Origin of the sequence: Salmonella sp. NW722 (assembly GCF_051702785.1) — a bacterium.
GTDB lineage: Bacteria > Pseudomonadota > Gammaproteobacteria > Enterobacterales > Enterobacteriaceae > Salmonella > Salmonella enterica.
In genome coordinates this window covers 30,692-53,079 of record NZ_JAMMIN010000002.1, presented here as the reverse complement: position 1 = coordinate 53,079, position 22,388 = coordinate 30,692, and the positions used below count along the sequence as shown (strand labels likewise).

Sequence of the window (22,388 nt, the reverse complement as noted above, 5' to 3'; positions counted from 1 at the left end):
TTTTGTTCAGGCCTGGTTCACCCTCCGGTAGGGGAGGTTGCACAGATATGATACCGCACAATGCCGGGGCGCTGCGCTTGTCCGGCTTACGGCATATGCTCCCGCTTGAGATACTCCGCACTCTGCATCTCTTGCAGGCGCGACAGACAGCGCTGAAATTCAAACTTGAGCCGCTCCCCCTGATAAATTTCATATAACGGCGCGGCGGCGCTGACCACCAGCTTAACGTGGCGCTCGTAAAACTCATCCACCAGAGCAATAAAGCGGCGCGCTTCGTTCTCCATCAGCGGCGTCATGACCGGCACGTCAAACAGCAGAACCGTGTGAAATAACCTTGAGAGCGCAATGTAATCATGCTGGCTGCGGGCCTCGACGCACAGCGTAGCGAAAGAGACCGCTAACGTTTGGTTTTCAACGCCCAGGGTGGATAAAGGGCGATGATTGATTTCCAGCGTCGGAGCGTGCTCGCGCGCGGCCCCCGCTAACGCCAGCCACAGTTTATCCATTTGCCGCCGGGTTTCATCATTAAGCGGCGTTAGCCATAAATGGGCCTGCGTCAGCGTCCGCAGCCGGTAATCGACGCCGGCGTCCACATTCATAATGTCGCAGTGCTGTTTAATGGCATCGATAGCCGGCAGGAAGCGGGCGCGTTGCAAACCGTTGCGGTAGAGTTCATCCGGCGGAATATTGGAGGTCGCGACCAGCGTAATGCCGCGTGCAAACAGCGCTTTCATTAAACCGCCCAGCAGCATGGCGTCGGTAATATCGGTGACGAAAAACTCATCGAAACACAGTACGTCCGTCTCGGTTTTAAACCGATCGGCAATAATGTCTAACGGATCGATCTGTCCCTGTAACGCGGTAAGCTCTTCATGCACGCGCAGCATAAACCGATGAAAATGCAGGCGTAGTTTTCGCTCGCCCGGCAGGCTGTGGTAGAAGAGATCCATGAGCCAGGTTTTGCCGCGCCCCACGCCCCCCCACATATACAGCCCGCGAACCGGTATTTGCGCGTCCGGTTCGTTTTTGCCTAATAATTTCCCCAGTCGCGCTATCAGACCGCCGGGTGGCGTAGCCGACGATTTTTTCGCGGTGAGCGCCTGATAAAGGGTTTCCAGACGGTCGACCGCCTCTTTCTGTACGTCGTCAGGCTGATGGGTGCCTTCGTTGAGTGCCTGGAGATAACGCGATGTAGGGGAAAGGCTTTGCATAATGTTATTGTTATTCCTTGAAAATCGATGTGCCGTCGTTCACGGCTGACGAAAAAAAGGCCGTTCTACACTACGCGATATGCTGTCGGGATTCCACTTCTACGGAATTAGCGGTTATAGTGGCATAATCAGGCGCGGGCATGGAGCCTGGAGCCAACACCCTACGGAAACATAAGACAACGGGAGATGTTCATGACCTGGGAATATGCGCTAATTGGATTAGTCGTCGGTATCATCATTGGTGCCGTGGCCATGCGTTTTGGTAATCGTAAGTTACGTCAACAGCAGGCATTGCAGTACGAACTGGAAAAAAACAAAGCTGAGCTGGAAGAGTACCGTGAAGAGCTGGTTAGCCACTTTGCTCGCAGCGCGGAACTGTTGGATACCATGGCGCATGATTACCGCCAGCTGTATCAGCATATGGCGAAAAGCTCCAGCAGCCTGCTGCCGGAAATGTCTGCGGAGTCGAATCCGTTCCGTAACCGTCTGGCGGAGTCTGAGGCGAGCAACGATCAGGCGCCAGTACAAATGCCACGTGATTATTCTGAAGGCGCGTCTGGCCTGTTACGTAGCGGCGCAAAGCGCGATTAATCGCACGCCGTTAAGAAATTTATCGGGCGCATCGCTTGCGCCCTCTCTCTATCTTTCCTGTCCCAGCTATTATCATTGTTACCAGGCTGAAAATTCAATAACATCAATCTGTTTTGAATTGTCTATCCGTTCATTCAAGGTACGAGAGCAGCATCCATGAAAAAACACACCCAGCTGTTAAGTGCATTAGCGTTAAGTGTCGGATTAACTCTTTCGGCGCCGTTTCCAGCCCTTGCATCGATACCAGGCCAGGTGCCAGGCCAGGCGACGCTGCCAAGCCTTGCCCCTATGCTGGAGAAAGTGCTGCCTGCTGTCGTCAGCGTAAAAGTCGAGGGAACCGCCGCCCAGAGCCAAAAAGTGCCGGAGGAGTTTAAAAAATTCTTTGGCGAGGATCTGCCAGACCAGCCGTCCCAGCCGTTTGAAGGACTCGGTTCGGGGGTGATTATCGATGCCGCGAAAGGCTATGTATTAACCAATAATCATGTGATTAATCAGGCACAGAAGATCAGTATTCAACTGAATGACGGACGCGAATTCGACGCGAAGCTGATCGGCGGCGACGACCAGAGCGATATCGCTCTGTTACAAATTCAGAATCCCAGCAAGTTAACGCAAATTGCCATCGCCGATTCCGACAAACTCCGCGTCGGCGATTTCGCAGTAGCGGTCGGTAATCCGTTTGGCCTTGGGCAAACCGCCACCTCCGGGATTATTTCAGCGCTGGGACGCAGCGGGCTTAATCTGGAAGGGCTTGAGAACTTTATTCAAACCGATGCCTCTATTAACCGCGGCAACTCCGGCGGCGCGCTGCTTAACCTGAACGGCGAGCTGATCGGGATTAATACCGCGATCCTCGCGCCAGGGGGCGGGAGCATCGGCATTGGCTTTGCTATTCCTTCCAATATGGCGCAGACGCTGGCGCAGCAGTTGATTCAGTTCGGCGAAATCAAACGCGGATTGCTGGGAATTAAAGGCACTGAAATGACCGCTGATATCGCTAAGGCATTCAAACTGAACGTTCAGCGTGGCGCTTTTGTCAGCGAGGTTTTACCCAATTCAGGTTCGGCGAAGGCCGGGGTGAAATCCGGAGACGTGATTATCAGTCTTAACGGTAAGCCGCTGAATAGCTTTGCCGAACTGCGTTCACGTATCGCCACCACCGAACCGGGCACGAAAGTGAAGCTGGGCCTGCTGCGCGATGGTAAGCCGCTGGAGGTGGAAGTCACGCTGGATTCCAATACCTCTTCTTCCGCCAGCGCCGAAATGATCGCCCCGGCGTTGCAAGGCGCGACGTTGAGCGACGGCCAGCTGAAAGACGGGACGAAAGGCGTTAAGGTTGATAGCGTCGAAAAAAGCAGTCCTGCCGCGCAGGCCGGTTTGCAAAAAGATGATGTTATCATCGGCGTTAACCGCGATCGTATCAGTTCTATCGCCGAAATGCGCAAAGTGATGGCGGCAAAACCGTCCATCATTGCTCTTCAGGTAGTACGCGGCAACGAGAACATTTATCTATTGCTGCGCTAATCCTGTCTTAAACCGGGCATCAGCCTGCGATGTGATGTCCGGTTAACTCATGGTATGCTGCTGCCGTTCCCTTTTTTAACGACGCCTCCATCATGTTTGTGAAGCTCTTACGTTCGGTCGCAATAGGTTTAATTGTCGGCGCTATTCTGTTGGCCGTCATGCCTTCTTTGCGCAAAATTAATCCTATCGCCGTCCCGCAATTCGACAGTACCGATGAGACGCCAGCCAGTTATAATTTTGCGGTTCGCCGCGCCGCGCCTGCCGTCGTCAATGTCTATAACCGCAGTATGAACAGTACCGCGCATAATCAACTGGAGATCCGCACGCTGGGTTCCGGCGTGATCATGGATCAACGCGGTTATATTATTACCAACAAGCACGTGATTAACGATGCCGATCAGATTATCGTCGCGCTACAGGATGGCCGCGTCTTTGAAGCGCTACTGGTTGGCTCCGATTCGCTTACCGATCTGGCGGTGCTGAAGATCAACGCCACTGGCGGGCTGCCTACCATCCCGATTAATACAAAGCGTACACCGCATATTGGCGACGTCGTACTGGCTATCGGCAACCCATATAATCTGGGACAGACCATCACCCAGGGGATCATCAGCGCAACGGGTCGTATCGGCCTGAACCCGACGGGGCGACAGAATTTTCTCCAGACCGACGCCTCGATTAACCACGGTAATTCCGGCGGCGCGCTGGTCAACTCGTTAGGCGAACTGATGGGGATCAACACCCTCTCTTTTGATAAGAGTAACGATGGCGAAACGCCGGAAGGTCTTGGTTTTGCGATTCCCTTCCAGCTAGCCACGAAAATTATGGATAAGCTTATCCGCGACGGTCGCGTGATTCGCGGCTATATCGGTATTGGCGGACGAGAAATCGCGCCGCTGCACGCGCAGCAGGGTAGCGGCATGGACCCGATTCAGGGCATTGTCGTTAATGAAGTGACGCCAAACGGCCCCGCCGCGCTTGCCGGTATTCAGGTTAATGATTTGATTATTTCGGTCAATAATAAACCCGCCGTGTCCGCGCTGGAGACGATGGATCAGGTGGCGGAAATCCGCCCGGGCTCCGTCATTCCGGTCGTGGTAATGCGGGATGATAAGCAGCTCACGTTCCAGGTGACGGTGCAGGAATACCCGGCGTCGAACTAAAACGACGCGGCTTTTGCCCGCGTCGTTCGACGGCTAGTCAATGAAGACTGGCCCTGCCGGAAAATGCGCCAGGAAACTCGTGAAGATCAGCAGAGCGGGGAAACTCTTTTCCCCAACGGCCTCTTCACGCAGCGCCTTATCCAGTGCAAGCAGGCTATGCTCCCCCCCTTCCCCCAGAATGCCGCCCATCCAGAGCAGTCGTTGCGCCTGTTGACGCGCATACTGCGATGCGCTTTTCCAGGCAACCAGATGCAGCAACGTTTGTAACAGCAGGATCCGAGACGCGTGACCATCGCGTTGTAATCGCCTGAATACGGGTAATGCAATACTACGTACCGTCGAGAAACCGCTCGCCGCCTCCCCCTCAATCGGCGATAAACCAACAGCCGCCTGTTTGACGAAATCGCATAACTGATTGTGTGTTAATGGCCGCTCGCCTGCGCTCATATACCCTGCGGCAAAACAGAGTAACCCGATACCCTGAGCCCAATCGGTCGATGGCAGAATCCCCTGCGGAACATTCGGTGCCGACGTCTGTGCGGCACAAAGCCCCTCGTCGTAACACTGTGCAAAACGTTGCTCATATATTGCTGAGTTGACGCCAGACCACGGCAGCAAATGCAGCGCTGGCTCAAGCTCAGTTATCTGATTCACCGTCTCAACAACATAACGCAAGATGGTTTCTCTGGATGGCATGGATGTACCTTGCCGAAACGCAACCATTTCACTCATTACTGTGTCCTCATTTGGCGGGAGCAGAATCACTGCTCCCGATTAGATTGGATTACATTGCCAGCACGTACTTGAGCATCACGCCCGCCGCAATGGCCGAACCGATAACCCCCGCCACGTTCGGGCCCATCGCGTGCATCAGCAGGAAGTTCTGCGCGTCCGACTCCAGGCCCACCTTGTTTGACACCCTGGCTGCCATCGGCACCGCCGACACCCCCGCCGAACCGATAAGCGGGTTGATTTTGTTCTTACTGCACAGGTTCAGCAGCTTCGCCATCAGCACCCCGGCCGCCGTCCCGATACCAAAGGCAATCACACCCAGCAGCAGAATGCCCAGCGTCTGCGGCTGCAGGAACTTATCCGCGACCAGCTTCGCGCCCACCGACAGCCCGAGGAAGATGGTCACGATATTAATCAGCCCGTTCTGCACCGTGTCGCTCAGACGCTCCACCACGCCGCTTTCACGCATCAGATTGCCAAAGCAGAACATCCCCAGCAGCGGCGCGGCGTCCGGCAGCAGCAGCGCCACCAGTAGTAACAGCACCACCGGAAAGAGGATTTTTTCCCGCTTACTCACCGTGCGCAGCTGCACCATGCGGATTTTCCGCTCCGTCTCCGTGGTCAGCGCCTTCATAATCGGCGGCTGGATTAACGGCACCAGCGCCATATACGAGTACGCCGCCACCGCGATGGCCCCCAGCAGCTCCGGCGCCAGCTTGCCCGACAGATAAATCGCCGTCGGGCCGTCCGCGCCGCCGATAATGCCTATCGCCGCCGCCTGCGGCAGGGTGAAGGCAATCAGGCCGAAGTAATTCAGCGTCAGCGCCCCCAGCACGGTGGCGAAGATGCCGAACTGCGCCGCCGCGCCGAGCAGCAGGGTGCGCGGATTCGCCAGCAGCGGGCCGAAGTCGGTCATCGCGCCGACGCCCATGAAGATGACCAGCGGCGCGACACCGGAGCCAATCGCCACTTTATAGAACAGCGCCAGCACCCCCGGCGTGTAGCCCATGTCCACCGCCAGGTTCTCCATCTGGCTCTGCACCGACGGCAGCGCCAGCGCTAATGCCTCTTTAATGGCGTGCACGTCCGGCGTACAGTTGAGCTTCGCGGCAATCACCGCCAGCTGCCCGGCGTCGTGATGGGCCAGCAGGCTCTCCAGCGCGGTCAGCGCCATACCCGCTTCCGGGATGTTCGACAGCAGACCGCCGAAGCCAATCGGCAGCAACAGTAACGGTTCGAACTTTTTCGCAATCGCCAGCCACAGCAGCAGCAGGCTGACCAGCAGCATGATGGCCTGGCCTGCGCCAAGGTGCATCAGCCCCATGCCCTGAAGCAGGGCGTTCAGACTTTCCATTTCAGTTCTCCGTTACGCCAGCGTCATCAGGGTGTCGCCCACAGAGACCGCGTCCCCGGACTTCACCGCGATACCGCGTACCGTCCCGGCCTGCGCGGCGCGGATTTCGGTTTCCATTTTCATGGCTTCCAGAATCAGCAGCACATCACCTTCGGCCACCGTCTGGCCTTCAGCGGCAATCACCTTCCAGATATTCCCCGCCAGCGGCGCGGTGACCGGGGTGCCGGCGCCTGCGGGAGCGGCAGCCTGAACCGGTGCGGAAGAGGCCGCCGGAACAGCCGTAGTAAGCTGGCTGATATCGCCGCCGTCGCTGACCTTCACCACAAAGGCTTTGCCTTCCACTTCCACGGTGTAGATACCGGAGGCGGCAGGCTTCTCTGCTTTTGCCACCGGCTGCGCGGCTTCCGCCTGCGGTACCGGCTCAAACGCCGCCGGGTTATGGCGGTTCTCAAGGAATTTGAGGCCAATCTGCGGGAACAGCGCCACGGTGAGCACGTCGTCGATGGCGTTTCCCGCCAGAGTAATCCCCTTCTCCTGCGCCTGGCGCCTGACGTCCGCTTCCAGTTCAGCCAGCTCCGGCTTCAGCAGGTCCGCCGGGCGGCAGGTCACCGGAGCGCCCCCGTCCAGCACGCGGGCCTGTAACGCAGCGTTCACCGGCACCGGGGTGTGGCCGTATTCGCCTTTCAGAATGCCAGCGGTTTCCTTCGCGATGGTTTTGTAGCGCTCGCCGGTCAGGACGTTGAGCACCGCCTGGGTGCCGACAATCTGTGAGGTGGGGGTCACCAGCGGGATGAAGCCGAGGTCCTCGCGCACGCGGGGGATTTCCGCCAGCACCTGGTCGAGTTTGTCCGCCGCGTTCTGCTGCTTCAGCTGGCTTTCGAGGTTGGTCAGCATCCCGCCCGGCACCTGGGCCACCAGAATACGGCTGTCGTAGCCCTTCAGCTGGCCTTCAAAGGCGTGATACTTTTTGCGCACCTCGCGGAAGTACGCCGCGATGCTCTCCAGCTTCAGGATATCCAGCCCGGTGTCGTGCTCAGTACCTGCCAACGTCGCCACCAGCGCCTCGGTGGCCGGGTGGCCGTAGGTGGCGCTCATGGAGGAAATCGCCGTGTCGACGCCGTCAACGCCCGCCTCGATGGCCTTCAGCAGGGCCATCTCCGCCATCCCGGTGGTGGCATGACAGTGCAGGTGCAGGCGCACCTCAAAACGTTTTTTGATTTCGCTGACCAGCTCATACGCCGCCATCGGTGTGAGAATGCCGGACATATCCTTGATGGCAATCGAGTCGACGCCGGTTTCCAGCAGCTGTTCGGTTAAATCCAGCCAGGTCTGCAGCGTGTGCGCCGGGCTGGTGGTATAGCTCAGCGTGCCCTGGGCGTGGGCGCCGTGGCTGCGCACCGCCTGCAGGGCGGCTTTCATATTGCGCGGGTCGTTCATGGCATCGAAGACGCGGAACACGTCCATGCCGTTTTTCACCGCGCGTTCGACGAAGCGTTCCACCACGTCATCGGCGTAGTGGCGGTAGCCGAGCAGGTTCTGGCCGCGCAGCAGCATCTGCAGCGGGGTTTTGGGCATGGCTTTTTTGAGCTCGCGCAGGCGCAGCCACGGGTCTTCGCCGAGGAAACGGATGCAGGCGTCAAAGGTGGCGCCGCCCCAGCACTCCAGCGAGCCGTAGCCCACGTCATCAAGCTGGGCGGCAATCGGCAGCATGTCGTCAAGGCGCAGGCGGGTGGCGAACAGGGACTGGTGGGCGTCGCGCAGGACGACATCGGTAATGGCAACGGTCATGGATTCCTCCGTGAATTAAGGGTTAAGGCGGCGATGGTGGTGGATAGCGGCGGCAATCACCGGCTTTAAGCGGGCGAAGTCGTCCGCGGGCGCGGCGGCAGGTGCCGCCTTCGGTACCGGGACCGGTTCAGGGAAGAAGCGGTTGACGGCGGCGGACATGCCCTGAATGGCGAAAATCAGCAGGAACAGAAACGCCAGCACGAACCCCATGCCGAGGAACATCAGGGTGAAGCCTTCACCTAATAGCAGAGCTGCATTAGTCATAAAATAGCCTTCAGGCAGGAGGCACGATAATGGGGCTATTTATGACGATGAAATAATAAGGGTGGATTTCCCTGAGCCGCCCCCGGCCAGAGCCCTTGGTTATTATTATCGTCATAACGTATTACCACCATTATCGTGCAATTTACGTAATCAGGTTTATTTGATGAAACTTACGTTCTGGCATATTTCATCAGCGACGATCTCTTTACGCTGATTAAAAATAATTTTGTTCTGTTCAAACAGATTATTCCCATGGGTATCAATAGAAACAATCAGCGGGCCAAACTCTTTAACCCGACAGACCCACAGCGTTTCCGGCATCCCCAGATCGCGCCATTGGGCATCTTCAATTTCTTCCACGCACACGGCGGCTACAACCGCACAACCGGCAGGGAATACGCAGTGCAGCGCTTTGTGTTCAGCACAGCCCTCTTCGGTACCTTTACCCATACCGCCTTTACCCACAATTAATTTCACGCCGGTCTGCGCAATAAATTCTTTTTCGAATTTCTCCATACGCATGCTGGTGGTTGGTCCAACGGAGACCATTTCAAACTTATCGTCTTCGCCTTTAATTGGGCGGACAATGGGGCCAGCGTGTAAAATAGCGCCGCCGCGAACATCTACCGGAAGTTCGCGACCACCTTCAATTAAACGGCGATGGGCTACGTCACGGCAGGTAACAATATGACCGTTGAGATAAATAATATCGCCAGCCTTAATATCCGCTAAATCTTCATCTTTAATTGGCGTAGTCAGGATTTTTTTAGTCATCAGAAATTCACTCCGCTGTGAGACGTAATGGTGTAATTCAAATCTTTATCGAAAACGATATGCCCTTTACGGTGCGACCAGCAGCCGACGTTTACCGCCACGCCGATGGTAGAAGGATGACGCGCGGTGTTTTCAATGTTCACGCCCATAACGGAGGTATTACCGGACATCCCCTGCGGCCCCAGGCCAATTTTGTTAATGCCGTCTTCCAGCATTTTTTCCAGCGAGGCTGCACGCTCATTCTCGTTATGCGAACCGATCGGACGCATCAGCGCTTTTTTCGATAGCAGTGCCGCCGTTTCAACAGAGGTCGCTACGCCCACGCCAACCAGCAGCGGCGGACACGCGTTGAGGCCGTAGCTGGTCATCACATCCAGAACAAAGCGGGTCACACCTTCATAGCCTGCACCCGGCATCAGCACCATCGCTTTCCCCGGCAGAGAACAACCACCGCCCGCCATATAGGTATAAATGCTGCACTGATCGGAATTGGGAACGATCTCCCAGAAGACCGTCGGCGTGCCTTTACCCACGTTTTTACCGGTGTTGTATTCATCAAAAGTTTCTACGCTGTTGTGGCGCAGCGGAGAATCTACAGTTGCTTTGATCACCGCCTCACGCAACAACGCTTCCAGCTCGCCAATCAGCGGAAAGTTCGTCCCGCACTCCACCAGAAACTGAATGACACCGGTGTCCTGGCAGGAAGGCCGATCCAGCTCTTTCGCCAGACGCTGGTTCTCAATCATGGTAGTAAAGATGACGTCGGCCAGTTTACTGGTCTCTTTCTTATGCAAATCTTCCAGTTTTGCAGTGACATCATCAGGCAAAACTTTGCCGGTATATCCCACAAACTTGGCCATAACGTCGGTCATATGGGATATCTGTTCACTTTTGCTCATAAATGCTCCTTAGTCAGAACAGCTTCCGTTAATTACGGATGAAAAGGGAAAAGGATTGGCAGCAGGATCAAGCTGACAATGGTTGAAACGATAATCAGGGGGATACCGGCCTTAGCGTAGTCGACAAATTTATAGCCACCCGCGGAGAGCACCATCATGTTGGCAGGCATACCGATAGGGGTTGCGTAGGCGCAGGAACCGCCAATGACCGTCGCCATCAGAACCGCACGCGGGTCGGCCCCCATGCCTGCGGCAATGGACAAACTCACCGGCACCAATAGCGCTGTCGTTGCGGTATTGGACATAAAGTTGGTCATCACAACGGATAAGGCGAAAACGGCGATCAGCAACATGAACGGTGAGGAGTTTTGCCCCAGCATGCCGATTACATAGTCCGCAACCAGCTTGCCTGCCCCGGTCATTTCCAGCGCTTTTGCCAGCGCCAGTGTGCCGCCAAAGATAAAAATAGTCTGTGAATCAATGGCTTTATAGGCCTGTTTTTCCGTGAGTACGCCGCTTACTACCAGCACAAGAGCGCCAATACAACCGGTCACGGCCAGGCTGACACCGATCTTCTTCTCAAAGATCATGCCGAGGATCGTTGCGATCAACACCACGAGTGAGAGCCGTTGTTTCCACTGTGGAACATGGCTGTAGTCACGTTGCTCCCCGACGCTCCCCACCTCACCGCCGGTCGCATTATTCGGCAGAAAGCGATAGCCAATAGTCAGGAAGTAGAGAATGCCGCAGATGAGCATCGGGAGACCGATTTTTGCGTATTCAAAAAAGCCAAAGCCGCCGCCAATATTCTGTAGCGCAGACTGCGCGATAAGATTTCCCGGCGCGCCAATTAACGACAGGTTACCGCCCAACGCAGCGGCGAAAACCAGCGGCATCAGTAGACGAGAACGCGAGAAGCCCGATTTTGCCGCCACGCCGATCACCACCGGAATCAAAACCGCAGCGGTACCGGTGTTAGAGAGGACGCCAGACATCAAACCCACCACCACCATAATGGTGAAGATCAGCTGTTTTTCTGTTTTCGCGAAGCGCGTGATGACGCCGCCCACTTTGTTTGCCATACCGGTCTCGAACAACGCGCCCCCCACGATGAACATCGCGACAAAGAGGATGACGTTAGTGTCGATAAAGCCAGCAAAGGCCTGTTTGATATTCAGAACTCCGGTGATCACTAAGGCCACGCAGACAATCATGGAAGTGACGGCCAGTGGCACTTTTTCCCATACAAACATGACGATAGCGAACACCAATAAACATAAGGTAAGGGTAATGGGTTCCATATTTATAATTATCCAATCAATGATATATGATATTGTATCCAATGTTGACAGGGAGAAATTATTCCCATACAAAAACTAAGTCAAATCGTTTCTCAGGAAAGATGCAGGAGTGGGATCTACATCAAGATCGTGGTTAGATCGTTACTGGACGTGATTAATAGAATTGAAGAATTGGTTGAAGCGCCTGCGATGCTCACGCAGGCGAAAAGATCAGGCAGAAGGGTCACCAACATAGCGGGTCAGCATATTCTCCATCGAGCGAATAATGTGTTCGCGCATGCGCTGGCGTGCCAATGTTTCATCATGAAGTTCAAGAGCTTGCAGAATACTTTTATGTTCCTGAATGGAAATCACGGCATACTCTTCTTCGGTGACCTTATGGCCCATCGACAGGCCGTTCCACATATTACAGAGCAACATTTTCATTTTTTCGTTGCCAGCAACATTCCATATTTCCATATGAAATGCCTGATTCAGGTCGGAGTATTCCGCCGAGTTATTTTCCGCGAGAGCCTTTTCAGCGGCATAATGCACCTGGGCTATCCGCGAGATATCGGTGCCAGGACGAGAAGCTTTAGCCACCGCCTCACTTTCTAACAGCGCGCGAATTTCATAGTGTTCACGGATCGTTTGTTCATTGATGCCCAACACCACCGCCCCTTTATTAGGGCGCACTTTTATCAGCCCATCCGCCGCCAGAATCTGAAACGCCTCGCGCACTGGCATACTGGACACGCCGACCATTCCGGCAATGCCTTCTAACGTAATCTCCTGCCCTTCCACTAACTCCCTCGAAAGAATCGCTTTACGCAGCACTGCCGCGACCTGTTCTTTCGCTGAAAGAAGCTTAATCTTCCCTAACTTAGGCTTCTGCACTTTCCCAATCCTTCATATGTTGACGCATTATTTCTGCTAAAGAGAGGAAATAACGCTGCATAACTTGCCCAATCTCATCACGCCGCCCCTGGCGTATGACGTCAGCCAGTTCAGCGAAAAGCTGCGCCGACTCCTGATTATCTTTTTTCAGATGCAAAATAACATAAGAGACATAACCGTCCAGGAACTGCTGATACACCTTTTCCAGATAGCGGTTATTCACATAAGAAATCAGCATCGCATGACACTCCAGTTCGCAGGATTTGTCTTCTGCGACAGCCAGCGCTTGCGCACGTATCAGGAGGGCATCGCCTACTTCGCTGGGTATCAGCGAAAACATTTCGGCGGCCATCGCGGCAATTACGCGAAAAATATGACTCACGCGATCGGCCTCAAGATGCGCGACCTGCATGTGCCTGTTGGGCAGTCGGATTAAAAAACCTTCCTGTTCGAGTGACTGTAGCGCTTCTCGAACCGGCATTCGTGAAAGACCGAGCTGCTCCGCAATACTTTCCTGCGCGAGTTCTTCTCCCGCTTTTATATTGCCGGAAAGAATTTCATAGCGAAGCATTTGCGTAATGTGATCGCGGGTTTGCGTTCTTTGGATCTTTTTCACGACGTTCTCGTTAATAACCGATAAGACGTGAGGAGTTTAGCAGATTTAGTACTTGATTTCGTGGCTTGTTTACAGTCAAAGAAGCCGGAGCAAAAGCCCCGGCATCGGGCAGGAACAGCTTATTTATTAATAAAATCTTCACCCAACTGAATATCTTTTTTCAGCGTATCCAGCATAGCGTCCAGCGAATGTTGCTCGAAAGCGCTCAGTGTGCCGATGGATTTACGCTCTTCTACACCGTTTTTACCCAGCAGCAGCGGCTGAGAGAAGAAACGGGCATACTGACCGTCGCCTTCCACATAGGCGCATTCCACCACGCCTTTTTCGCCCTGCAGAGCGCGAACCAGAGAAAGACCGAAACGCGCGGCAGCCTGGCCCATAGAGAGGGTTGCCGATCCGCCGCCGGCTTTCGCCTCGACGACTTCAGTACCGGCGTTCTGAATACGTTTAGTCAGCTCGGCCGCTTCTTGTTCGGTAAAACTTACGCCTGGAATCTGCGACAGCAGCGGCAGAATCGTCACGCCGGAGTGTCCGCCAATCACCGGAACTTCAACTTCCGTTGGCAGCTTACCTTTCAGCTCTGCAACAAAGGTATTAGAGCGGATGATATCCAGCGTGGTGACGCCAAACAGTTTGTTTTTGTCGTATACGCCTGCTTTTTTCAGCACTTCCGCCGCAATCGCAACGGTGGTGTTCACCGGGTTGGTGATAATGCCCACGCACGCTTTCGGGCAGGTTTTAGCGATCTGCTGCACCAGGTTTTTCACGATGCCAGCGTTAACGTTAAACAGGTCGGAACGGTCCATACCCGGCTTACGCGCCACACCCGCAGAAATCAGTACTACGTCAGCGCCTTCAAGCGCCGGGGTTGCGTCTTCACCGGAGAAACCTTTGATTTTTACAGCGGTGGGGATGTGGCTCAAATCAACGGCCACACCGGGAGTCACTGGAGCGATGTCGTACAGGGAGAGTTCTGAACCTGAAGGCAGTTGGTTTTTTAAAAGTAATGCCAGCGCCTGACCGATACCACCAGCAGCGCCGAGGACTGCGACTTTCATCCTAAACTCCTTATTATATGATTAGCTAAGTGTCTATTGCTCCGCGGCGGCGACCTTAATTCACAAATTCAATGATTACAATCCTCACTCATCAAGAATGCGGAGTCGCGCAATTTTGGCTTTTATGCATTTAATTTGCGTAATCCGGATCGACTGCAACCAGAGAGCAACGTTCCTACAGGTGGTGACAATATACCCTACTATCCTCTCAAAACAACATCATTTTGATAACAATTAATTTACTTTTAATCTTATTTGCGAGGCGTGACACAGGCATGTTTCTTGATAACGAAATTTGATAAAATTCCGCTCTTTCATAACATTATTTCAGCCTTAAACAAGGCAGACTGTTTGCATAAAAATTCATCTGTATGCACAATAATGTTGTTTCTACCGCCATATTACGGGTGACTTATGCGAAGCTCGGCTAAACAAGAAGAACTAGTAAGAGCGTTTAAAGCGCTCCTCAAAGAAGAAAAATTCAGCTCACAGGGCGAAATCGTCCTCGCGTTGCAGGATCAGGGCTTTGAAAATATCAATCAGTCCAAGGTCTCGCGCATGTTGACTAAGTTCGGCGCAGTGCGTACACGTAACGCAAAAATGGAAATGGTGTACTGTCTTCCGGCTGAACTGGGCGTCCCAACAACATCCAGTCCGTTGAAAAATCTGGTGCTGGATATCGACTATAACGACGCTGTCGTGGTGATTCATACCAGCCCCGGCGCGGCACAACTCATTGCGCGCCTGCTGGATTCACTGGGGAAAGCAGAAGGTATTCTCGGTACGATTGCCGGCGACGATACTATCTTCACTACGCCTGCCAGCGGCTTTTCCGTAAGAGATCTGTACGAAGCCATTCTGGAACTGTTTGAACAAGAGCTTTAGTCCCACTTCCTCCGTCGTCGTACGGCGGAGGCACCTTTTTGTCCCCTCCCCTCGCCGCTTTCCTGTACGGCTATCATTTGGCAAATCATGCCCTTAAACATTCACCACATGAATGACAAATCAAAAAAACGCACAAAATGCCAAATTTATTAAGTCATTGATTTTATTTCATTTTTTAAATGACAGCGGCGAAAAACAGCAATTTTAATTCCATAACGTTATAAAAAATAAAATTTTTAATGTCTTTAAAAAGCAGAAACAATTAGCGTGGTATTAATTAATCACGTGATTAGTGTATACTTAATTTTGTGATGAGGGTCACGAAACAAAGACCCCAGTAAAGGAATTCGACGAGGTAAAAATCATGAAAATCAAAACCACTGTTGCAACATTAAGTATTCTGTCCGTTCTCTCTTTTGGCGCTTTCGCCGCAGAACCTATCAGCGCAGAGCAAGCGCAAAATCGTGAAGCAATCGGATCGGTTTCAGTCAGCGCTATCGGCTCATCGCCTATGGATATGAACGCCATGCTGAGCAAAAAAGCGGATGAACAAGGCGCTACGGCCTACCACATTACCGAAGCGCGTAGCGGCAGCAACTGGCACGCCACTGCCGAACTGTACAAATAAAATTCACCTGCCATCGCATATAACGTGTCGTTACTTCGCGGAGATATCGCATAAGAAAAGCCCATTAATCCGCGAGGTTGACCCTATAAAGGAATAAAAGACCATGAAAACGAAATACATTATCGCATCACTCGGCCTGGCCACTCTGCTCTCTTTCGGCGCAAATGCCGCAGTACATCAGGTCAACGCGGAACAGGCGCAGAATCTGCAACCGATGGGCACCATTTCCGTCTCGCAGATTGGCAGTACGCCAATGGATATGCGCCAGGAGATCGTCGCTAAAGCCGAAAAAGCAGGCGCTAATAGCTATCGCATCATCGAATTAAAAGAAGGTGATAACTGGCACGCCACCGCCGAGTTGTATAAGTAAACCCTCGTCGTCTAACCCGACGACTTGCCCCCGCCTGTCGGGGGCTTTTTTATGCTTTTTCAATGCCGGACATTAAACCGTAGCCGCCCCTCCAGCTCTTCTTCCGCTTCATCAAAGAGTAAAATCAGCGCCCCGTAGCGCCTGCGCAGTTTATCAGGCAGGTGAACGAACTCAATCTCTAGCGGTAGAGGTAAGATATCGCTCATTACCGCATCCCATAATGTATCAAGATCGCTTACTTTCTCACTGGCAAGACCAAACGTCTGCGTAAACTCGCGATAAAAATCGCTTTGGTTTTTAATATCATTAAAATCAAAAGTATAGACATTCATAGCCAGCCACCATCCCCGACAGACAATTGTCTGTTTTACTACTAAGCATCATTATGCAGAGGTTTAACTTCCAGAAACGCTTTTAGCCCCGGAGCACTCTTGCGCTGTTTTTGTATCTCAAATAAGTATAGTCATAAAAAAACCGACGCTTTTGGCATCGGTTCTTGTGGGTTAGCTATCGGTAAGCGCGTTCTGGTATTTATGTAACATGCCCGTCAGGCGTTTAACCGGTTCCGTCACCTGCGGCGGCGCCTCCCAGATACGTAATTTCTCCTGATAGATATCCAGCTCATCCAGCAACTGACCAAAGTAGCGTCGCCGTTTATCATCGCTTCCGGCGGAAATAACATGGTCTGCGGTACGACGAAGCTGGCGGTGGAACACTGACAGGTCTTCATTAACCGGTATCGGCGCGTCGCGCAGACGTTGATGAGCAATGATCATCGTTAGCGCCAGGCGAAACTTCGGCAAATCGCCAGGGAATTTATTCATCAGCAAAAAGAGTTGCTGATATAACGCAGGCAGACGGTTTTCTTTACGACGTACCACGTTGGTCGTCATTGCCGAGACCGCAGCGGAAACAAACTGATTAAGCAGCACGCGACCGGTTCGATCTTTGGATTTATCACGCACCAGCAGGATGACGATAAACGCCAGCATACAGCCGACAATTTGCCCCAACGCGCTGTCGAGGAACTGGCTGAAATGGAACGTCATCGGATTATCCAACACAATAATGTTAATCGTACTGGCCAGCGCCCCCATCGACCCCAGACGCCGTTTCTGGACCTCAATGCCGATAAAGAACCCCAATACCGCCAGGCTCAAACATAACAACAGCATACTTTGCTGCGTATTGGGAATAATCACCAGGAAATAGAGCAATCCCAGCGGCAACGCCGCCAGAGTGCCATAAATAAAATCAATGCAGACCATGCGCGGATTGGGTAAACGCATCGCCAGCGAGGTCACCACGGCAATCATCACCATCGCGCCATTACCCGATGTCCAGCCGGTCCATAGCCAGAATAATGTCCCCAGAATGCAGGAAAGCGTGGTGCGCCAGAAGTTCACCATCGCATGGTGGCGTTCAGCGGATTCCACTTTAACTACGGGCTCGCCTTGCAGGATCTCTTCTTCCGTCGCGCTGATTTTGGTGTTGCTGATCACGCCGCGTTTAAGCAGCAGATAGCGCGTCGCAGCGCCTACCCAGCTATAAAGCGTGACGGGCGTTTCGCGCTCACCGGTCCAGACAATGACACGCCGCATCCGTTTTAACTGCCTGTGGACGTCCTGTACCGTTTCAACCGGCGTCTCGAACAGTTCCCGGAATGTATCGGTAATCAGTTCCGGCCGCGTGTTTTGAATAAGATAAGTTTCACAGGATTGCGTAATCAGCGTGAGCGAAAGCGTATTCAACGCTTTCAGGCGGCGGTTAGCGCGTACCCAGCGCGAAGATTCCATATTCAGATTACTTCGCATCCCCTCCAGCGCCGCCGTGCGTCGCACCAGATCGCCCCAGGCGTTGTCGACTTCTTCGCTGTCGCCATGCTTAATACAAAGTTGCATTAGCTGATATTGCGCTACCAGTAAACTGTCCAGTTCGCGATCAACCTCCTGCTTTATCGATCGCGGCGAGAAAAGCAGATCCGCTAAAATAGCGCAGCCAATGCCGATGACGATTTCGCTACAGCGCTCAAGCGCAAATTGCGGCGTGAGCAGCGGCTCCGTCTGAATGGTAATCACAATGATCAGCGCAGTATAACCTGACAGTCCCCACGCATAAGAGTTTTCGATCCTTACTAAAGAGGAGATCCAGGTACAAAAACCGGCCCAGACACAGCACACCAGAATCATCAATAGCGGCGCGCGGATCATAGAGATAATAATGATAAGCGCGGCGATACAGCCAATAAACGTCCCGATAATACGCAACATTCCGCGATAACGGATAGCGCCGGAATAGGGTTCCCCGCCGGCGGCAAATGCCGGGCCTGCCGCCACGATCGCGGCGGTCAGCACCGCCCAACGCGGCGTCTCCAGTTGAAAATGGAAGCCGATAAATAATGCCAGCACAATGGCGCACGCCAGCTTTACCGCAAAACGAATGTGCTGGTTGGCAATGGAGAAAATGCCCATGACGATTAACCGAATTCGCGCAGCCGGTGCGCCAGTTTACGGAAGAAGGAGTCCTGGCTTGCGTCACGATCCTGCTTACCGGTGATCACGACGGTTGCCGTCGTACCGGCAGGCCACAAATTCCCCTGCTGCTCGTCGAGCCGGATACGCACCGGGACACGCTGGGCCAGACGCACCCATTCGAGGTTAGAGTCTATCGTCGCCATCCCTTTCGCATCGCTGGTACTGCTGGCATTCGTTACCCCTGCCGCCACGCTATCGACAGTACCTTTTAATACCCGGTTGCTGCCAAGCGGCGTGATTTCGGCACGATATCCCGGACGCACGCCTTCCAGCTTGGTCTCTTCCATATAGGCCTGCACGTAAAAAGAGTTCTTTTTCACCAGGGCAACGGCCGTGGAACCGCGGGTAATAAATTCACCGGCATAAACATTGAGGTTAGTCACCCAGCCGTCAGCAGGCGCGCGAATGACGGTGCGTTCCAGATCGAGTTTAGCCAGATCGCGCGTCGCCTGGGCTTTAGCCAGTTGATGCAGTACAGTCTGCAAGACATTGTTCGCCTGATCGATCTCTTCCCGGGACATCGCCTGTACGCCGAGGCGATTACGGCGACTGGCTTCCTGGCGTTTTTCCTGCGCCAGGACCTGATAATAGGCTACATCAGCTTCCGCTTCCGCCAGTGCTTTTTGATAGCGTGGCTGATCGATGGTAAACAGGACCTGATCCTTTTTCACCAGTTGGTTATCATGCACGTTTACATGGGTAATCAGGCCCGCGACATCCGGGGCAATAGCGACGACATCGGCGCTAAAACGCGCGTCTCGCGTCCAGGGAGATTCGGTGTAATACACCCAGGCGCGGAAAATGGCGATAAAGGCCAGAATAACCAGTACGAGGGTAATGGCCGTACGGGAGAGTTTTCTTGTTAGTGTTTTCACTTCAACCTCAAACGAACAGGCGCGATATTAAATAAAACAGACAACAATACAGCGCGGTATTGAACAAAGCCGGATGCCAGACAAAATCATAGATACCCGTCGGCACAAGCATCCGACGCACCAGCCAAAAAATAGCCAGTGACAAAAGCAATTCGAAAAATATCGGTGGGAAGGAAAGACCAAACACCACGATAACGGGAAACAGACTCATGTTGACCTTGATTTCTGAGAGAGAGCAGGCGATAGATTGTTAAGCTACATCGCCGCAGAGAAGGGCAAGAGACGCCAGGCGAGAGCGACATAGCTCTTATTCGAATAATAGTATATTAACGTAATTGTTATGCTGTTATCTATATTATGTGATCTAAATCACTTTTAAGCCAGAGTGAATAATGGAACGATTAAAACGAATGTCGGTATTCGCCAAAGTTGTTGAGTTTGGCTCTTTTACCGCCGCAGCCAGACAGCTGCAAATGAGCGTATCGTCCATCAGCCAGACTGTGGCGAAACTGGAAGATGAGCTTCAGGTTAAATTGCTCAACCGCAGCACACGCAGCATTGGGCTTACCGAGGCTGGAAAAATCTATTATCAGGGCTGCCGTCGTATGCTGCATGAAGTGCAGGATGTTCATGAGCAGCTTTACGCTTTTAATAACACGCCCATCGGTACATTGCGTATCGGCTGTTCTTCAACCATGGCGCAAAATGTGCTGGCCGGGCTTACCGCAAAATTATTAAAAGAGTATCCCGGTCTGGCGGTCAATCTGGTGACAGGAATTCCGGCTCCGGATTTAATTGCCGACGGGCTGGACGTGGTGATCCGCGTGGGCGCGCTGCAAGACTCCAGCCTGTTTTCCCGTCGACTTGGCGCGATGCCGATGGTTGTGTGCGCCGCCAAGCCCTACCTCGCTCAGTACGGCGTCCCGGAAAAACCCGCCGATCTCAGTAGCCATTCCTGGCTGGAATATAGCGTGCGCCCGGATAATGAGTTTGAACTTATCGCGCCGGAAGGAATTTCTACCCGACTGATTCCACAGGGGCGGTTCGTCACTAACGATCCGATGACGCTGGTACGCTGGCTGACCGCCGGAACCGGAATCGCCTATGTGCCGCTGATGTGGGTGATCGATGAGATCAATCGTGGCGATCTGGAGATCCTGCTGCCTCGCTATCAGTCCGATCCCCGTCCGGTGTACGCGCTGTACACCGAAAAAGATAAGCTGCCGCTTAAAGTGCAGGTAGTGATTAACGCGTTAACTGACTATTTTGTCGATGTCGCACACCTGTTTCAGGGGATGCACGGGCGGGGAAAAGAAAAATAAAAACACCGGATAATTGCTGAAGACGATTGTAGCCAGATGCCACCCGAGGCTGACATTGCCTGATGGCGCTGCGCTTATCAGGCCTGGGCGGCACACACCACAGGCCTGATAAGGCGGACAGTTATGCGGTGCCGCCAACCGTCAGGTTATCGACTTTCAGCGTCGGCTGGCCTACGCCTACCGGCAGACTTTGACCCTCTTTACCGCAGACCCCCACCCCGTTATCCAGCTTAAGGTCGTTGCCGACCATGGAGATCTGTTGCATCGTTTCAATGCCTGATCCAATCAACGTCGCGCCCTTCACCGGCGTCGTGACTTTGCCGTTTTCAATCAGATACGCTTCCGAGGTAGAGAACACAAACTTGCCGGAGGTGATATCCACCTGACCGCCGCCAAAGTTAGGCGCATAGATGCCGTACTCAACGGATTCGATAATTTCCTGCGGCGTTGACTGCCCCGCCAACATATAGGTATTCGTCATACGCGGCATCGGCAGATGCGCATAAGATTCGCGACGCCCGTTACCGGTCGGCGCAGCGCCCATCAGGCGCGCGTTCAGCTTGTCCTGCATGTATCCTTTCAGTACGCCATTTTCAATCAATACGTTGTACTGGCCTGGCGTACCTTCATCATCGATAGCAACGGAGCCGCGACGGTTCATCATTGTACCGTCATCCACTACGGTGCAAAGCGCGGAAGCAACCTGCTCGCCGATCTGACCGCTAAATACAGACGTCCCACGACGGTTAAAATCACCTTCCAGCCCGTGACCGACCGCTTCGTGCAGCAATACACCCGGCCACCCGGCGCCCAGAACCACCGGTAACGTCCCCGCTGGCGCAGCGACCGCGGAGAGATTAACCAGCGCCATGCGTACCGCTTCTTTCGCCCACGCGTCGGCGCGAACCTCGCCGTCGAGATCGGCAAGAAAATACTCATAACCAAAGCGACCGCCGCCGCCGCTGGCGCCGCGCTCGCGTTTACCGTCTTCTTCCACCTGCACGCTAACGGACAACCGCACCAGTGGACGGACATCCGCCGCCAGCGTCCCGTCGGTCGCCGCCACGAGGATTAATTCATATACGCCGGTCAGGCTGGCGTTAACTTCCTGCACGCGTTTATCGGCTTCTCGCGCCACTTTGTCAACGCGTCTGAGGATATCCAGCTTCTCTTCGCGGCTCATACTTTGCAGTGGATCAAGGGTGGTGTAGAGCGGCTGATGCGCTACGGCGGCGAGCGTTTTTACCTTGCCTTCGCCGTTCTCGCGTACAATGGTTCGCGCTGCCTGCGCACTCTGCTCCAGCGCCAGGAGGCTTATCTGGTCAGCATAAGCAAAACCGGTTTTTTCGCCGCTAATGGCGCGAACGCCAACGCCCTGGTCGATATTATATGAACCATCTTTAATGATGCGGTCTTCTAAAACCCAGGATTCGTGATAGCTCGACTGAAAATAGAGGTCGCCATAATCAAGACGGCGTTCGGCCAGTTGGCCCAAAATAGCGAACAGATCCTGATGGTTCAGGCCATTCGCCGCTAGCAATTGTTCACTTACCAGGTTCAGACTCATCGTTTTTGCTACTCGTTGATTTCTGCCGGATGGCGGTTCACGCCTTATCCGGACTA

General features: G+C 53.6%; 23 protein-coding genes. 7 read left to right on the top strand and 16 right to left on the bottom strand.

What is annotated here, in order from left to right:
• Nucleotides 1–86: 86 nt before the first annotated feature.
• On the bottom strand, nt 87–1,211 hold the full coding sequence (gene zapE, locus NA330_RS04560) for a cell division protein ZapE (RefSeq protein ID WP_001191220.1): 1,125 nt from the start codon (nt 1,209–1,211) through the stop codon (nt 87–89).
• A 192-nt stretch (nt 1,212–1,403) separates the two neighbouring features.
• Between zapE and zapG the strand changes: the two genes are divergently transcribed.
• From zapG to degS, 3 genes are all read left to right on the top strand, one after another.
• Nucleotides 1,404–1,802, top strand: coding sequence for a Z-ring associated protein ZapG (gene zapG, locus NA330_RS04555; RefSeq protein WP_001519074.1), 399 nt, complete (start codon nt 1,404–1,406; stop codon nt 1,800–1,802).
• A gap of 156 nt (nt 1,803–1,958) precedes the next feature.
• Nucleotides 1,959–3,326 carry a serine endoprotease DegQ gene (gene degQ / locus NA330_RS04550; RefSeq protein WP_000716690.1) on the top strand — a complete coding sequence of 456 codons (1,368 nt, stop codon included), beginning with the start codon at nt 1,959–1,961 and terminating at the stop codon, nt 3,324–3,326.
• Between the two features lie 92 nt (nt 3,327–3,418).
• The gene (degS, locus tag NA330_RS04545) at nt 3,419–4,489 is read left to right on the top strand and encodes an outer membrane-stress sensor serine endopeptidase DegS (RefSeq protein ID WP_000497705.1); all 1,071 of its coding nucleotides are present in this window, start codon (nt 3,419–3,421) and stop codon (nt 4,487–4,489) included.
• A gap of 33 nt (nt 4,490–4,522) precedes the next feature.
• On the opposite strand, the gene NA330_RS04540 is transcribed toward degS, so the two are convergent.
• The 10 genes from NA330_RS04540 to mdh form a co-directional block, all read right to left on the bottom strand.
• A complete protein-coding gene (locus NA330_RS04540; protein WP_023241664.1) occupies nt 4,523–5,254 on the bottom strand; it encodes a triphosphoribosyl-dephospho-CoA synthase in 732 nt (243 codons plus the stop codon).
• Between the two features lie 19 nt (nt 5,255–5,273).
• The gene (locus tag NA330_RS04535) at nt 5,274–6,575 is read right to left on the bottom strand and encodes an oxalacetate decarboxylase subunit beta (RefSeq protein ID WP_191997668.1); all 1,302 of its coding nucleotides are present in this window, start codon (nt 6,573–6,575) and stop codon (nt 5,274–5,276) included.
• A gap of 12 nt (nt 6,576–6,587) precedes the next feature.
• Nucleotides 6,588–8,363: a sodium-extruding oxaloacetate decarboxylase subunit alpha gene (gene oadA / locus NA330_RS04530; RefSeq protein ID WP_052894766.1), complete on the bottom strand. Its 1,776-nt coding sequence runs from the start codon at nt 8,361–8,363 to the stop codon at nt 6,588–6,590.
• A gap of 15 nt (nt 8,364–8,378) precedes the next feature.
• Complete coding sequence (locus NA330_RS04525; protein ID WP_023181655.1) at nt 8,379–8,627, bottom strand: oxaloacetate decarboxylase subunit gamma; 249 nt, start codon at nt 8,625–8,627, stop codon at nt 8,379–8,381.
• Nucleotides 8,628–8,783: 156 nt separating this feature from the next.
• On the bottom strand, nt 8,784–9,401 hold the full coding sequence (gene ttdB, locus NA330_RS04520; protein WP_000162405.1) for a L(+)-tartrate dehydratase subunit beta: 618 nt from the start codon (nt 9,399–9,401) through the stop codon (nt 8,784–8,786).
• On the bottom strand, nt 9,401–10,300 hold the full coding sequence (ttdA, locus tag NA330_RS04515; protein ID WP_000045349.1) for a L(+)-tartrate dehydratase subunit alpha: 900 nt from the start codon (nt 10,298–10,300) through the stop codon (nt 9,401–9,403). The genes ttdB and ttdA overlap by 1 nt, the downstream gene beginning before the upstream one ends.
• Before the next feature lie 32 nt (nt 10,301–10,332).
• A complete protein-coding gene (locus NA330_RS04510; RefSeq protein ID WP_000433390.1) occupies nt 10,333–11,601 on the bottom strand; it encodes an SLC13 family permease in 1,269 nt (422 codons plus the stop codon).
• 210 nt (nt 11,602–11,811) lie between these two features.
• The gene (locus tag NA330_RS04505) at nt 11,812–12,477 is read right to left on the bottom strand and encodes a GntR family transcriptional regulator (RefSeq protein ID WP_001171581.1); all 666 of its coding nucleotides are present in this window, start codon (nt 12,475–12,477) and stop codon (nt 11,812–11,814) included.
• Complete coding sequence (locus tag NA330_RS04500) at nt 12,464–13,093, bottom strand: GntR family transcriptional regulator (protein ID WP_000723776.1); 630 nt, start codon at nt 13,091–13,093, stop codon at nt 12,464–12,466. The genes NA330_RS04505 and NA330_RS04500 overlap by 14 nt, the downstream gene beginning before the upstream one ends.
• Nucleotides 13,094–13,212: 119 nt before the next feature.
• Nucleotides 13,213–14,151: a malate dehydrogenase gene (mdh, locus tag NA330_RS04495; protein WP_000861586.1), complete on the bottom strand. Its 939-nt coding sequence runs from the start codon at nt 14,149–14,151 to the stop codon at nt 13,213–13,215.
• A 414-nt stretch (nt 14,152–14,565) separates the two neighbouring features.
• On the opposite strand from mdh, the gene argR reads away from it, so the two are divergent.
• The 3 genes from argR to yhcN-B all read left to right on the top strand — a co-directional run bounded on the left by argR (nt 14,566) and on the right by yhcN-B (nt 16,034).
• Nucleotides 14,566–15,036, top strand: coding sequence for a transcriptional regulator ArgR (gene argR, locus NA330_RS04490; protein WP_001257852.1), 471 nt, complete (start codon nt 14,566–14,568; stop codon nt 15,034–15,036).
• A gap of 364 nt (nt 15,037–15,400) precedes the next feature.
• A complete protein-coding gene (yhcN, locus tag NA330_RS04485; protein WP_000695693.1) occupies nt 15,401–15,664 on the top strand; it encodes a peroxide/acid stress response protein YhcN in 264 nt (87 codons plus the stop codon).
• 103 nt (nt 15,665–15,767) lie between these two features.
• Entirely contained in the window at nt 15,768–16,034 is a 267-nt protein-coding gene (gene yhcN-B / locus NA330_RS04480) for a DUF1471 family stress response protein YhcN-B (RefSeq protein ID WP_000853277.1), read from the top strand.
• 59 nt (nt 16,035–16,093) lie between these two features.
• Here the strand turns inward: yhcN-B and NA330_RS04475 are convergent, their stop codons facing one another.
• The 4 genes from NA330_RS04475 to aaeX form a co-directional block, all read right to left on the bottom strand.
• Complete coding sequence (locus tag NA330_RS04475) at nt 16,094–16,366, bottom strand: barstar family protein (RefSeq protein ID WP_001103887.1); 273 nt, start codon at nt 16,364–16,366, stop codon at nt 16,094–16,096.
• Between the two features lie 171 nt (nt 16,367–16,537).
• Nucleotides 16,538–18,505, bottom strand: coding sequence for a p-hydroxybenzoic acid efflux pump subunit AaeB (gene aaeB / locus NA330_RS04470; protein ID WP_000510913.1), 1,968 nt, complete (start codon nt 18,503–18,505; stop codon nt 16,538–16,540).
• 5 nt (nt 18,506–18,510) lie between these two features.
• The gene (aaeA, locus tag NA330_RS04465; RefSeq protein WP_000855138.1) at nt 18,511–19,443 is read right to left on the bottom strand and encodes a p-hydroxybenzoic acid efflux pump subunit AaeA; all 933 of its coding nucleotides are present in this window, start codon (nt 19,441–19,443) and stop codon (nt 18,511–18,513) included.
• Between the two features lie 7 nt (nt 19,444–19,450).
• A complete protein-coding gene (gene aaeX, locus NA330_RS04460) occupies nt 19,451–19,654 on the bottom strand; it encodes a p-hydroxybenzoic acid efflux pump operon protein AaeX (RefSeq protein ID WP_000051840.1) in 204 nt (67 codons plus the stop codon).
• Between the two features lie 181 nt (nt 19,655–19,835).
• Here aaeX and aaeR point away from each other — a divergent pair, with 181 nt between their 5' ends.
• Entirely contained in the window at nt 19,836–20,765 is a 930-nt protein-coding gene (gene aaeR, locus NA330_RS04455; protein WP_000440300.1) for an HTH-type transcriptional activator AaeR, read from the top strand.
• Nucleotides 20,766–20,886: 121 nt separating this feature from the next.
• Here the strand turns inward: aaeR and tldD are convergent, their stop codons facing one another.
• Nucleotides 20,887–22,332, bottom strand: coding sequence for a metalloprotease TldD (gene tldD, locus NA330_RS04450; RefSeq protein WP_000055940.1), 1,446 nt, complete (start codon nt 22,330–22,332; stop codon nt 20,887–20,889).
• Nucleotides 22,333–22,388 lie beyond the last annotated feature (56 nt).

Coding starts and splice junctions, on each gene's coding strand:
- zapE (WP_001191220.1), bottom strand. CDS start 1,211: ATGCAAAGCCTTTCCCCTACATCGCGTTATCTCCAGGCACTCAACGAA.
- zapG (WP_001519074.1), top strand. CDS start 1,404: ATGACCTGGGAATATGCGCTAATTGGATTAGTCGTCGGTATCATCATT.
- degQ (WP_000716690.1), top strand. CDS start 1,959: ATGAAAAAACACACCCAGCTGTTAAGTGCATTAGCGTTAAGTGTCGGA.
- degS (WP_000497705.1), top strand. CDS start 3,419: ATGTTTGTGAAGCTCTTACGTTCGGTCGCAATAGGTTTAATTGTCGGC.
- NA330_RS04535 (WP_191997668.1), bottom strand. CDS start 6,575: ATGGAAAGTCTGAACGCCCTGCTTCAGGGCATGGGGCTGATGCACCTT.
- oadA (WP_052894766.1), bottom strand. CDS start 8,363: ATGACCGTTGCCATTACCGATGTCGTCCTGCGCGACGCCCACCAGTCC.
- NA330_RS04525 (WP_023181655.1), bottom strand. CDS start 8,627: ATGACTAATGCAGCTCTGCTATTAGGTGAAGGCTTCACCCTGATGTTC.
- ttdB (WP_000162405.1), bottom strand. CDS start 9,401: ATGACTAAAAAAATCCTGACTACGCCAATTAAAGATGAAGATTTAGCG.
- ttdA (WP_000045349.1), bottom strand. CDS start 10,300: ATGAGCAAAAGTGAACAGATATCCCATATGACCGACGTTATGGCCAAG.
- NA330_RS04510 (WP_000433390.1), bottom strand. CDS start 11,601: ATGGAACCCATTACCCTTACCTTATGTTTATTGGTGTTCGCTATCGTC.
- mdh (WP_000861586.1), bottom strand. CDS start 14,151: ATGAAAGTCGCAGTCCTCGGCGCTGCTGGTGGTATCGGTCAGGCGCTG.
- argR (WP_001257852.1), top strand. CDS start 14,566: ATGCGAAGCTCGGCTAAACAAGAAGAACTAGTAAGAGCGTTTAAAGCG.
- yhcN (WP_000695693.1), top strand. CDS start 15,401: ATGAAAATCAAAACCACTGTTGCAACATTAAGTATTCTGTCCGTTCTC.
- yhcN-B (WP_000853277.1), top strand. CDS start 15,768: ATGAAAACGAAATACATTATCGCATCACTCGGCCTGGCCACTCTGCTC.
- NA330_RS04475 (WP_001103887.1), bottom strand. CDS start 16,366: ATGAATGTCTATACTTTTGATTTTAATGATATTAAAAACCAAAGCGAT.
- aaeB (WP_000510913.1), bottom strand. CDS start 18,505: ATGGGCATTTTCTCCATTGCCAACCAGCACATTCGTTTTGCGGTAAAG.
- aaeX (WP_000051840.1), bottom strand. CDS start 19,654: ATGAGTCTGTTTCCCGTTATCGTGGTGTTTGGTCTTTCCTTCCCACCG.
- aaeR (WP_000440300.1), top strand. CDS start 19,836: ATGGAACGATTAAAACGAATGTCGGTATTCGCCAAAGTTGTTGAGTTT.
- tldD (WP_000055940.1), bottom strand. CDS start 22,332: ATGAGTCTGAACCTGGTAAGTGAACAATTGCTAGCGGCGAATGGCCTG.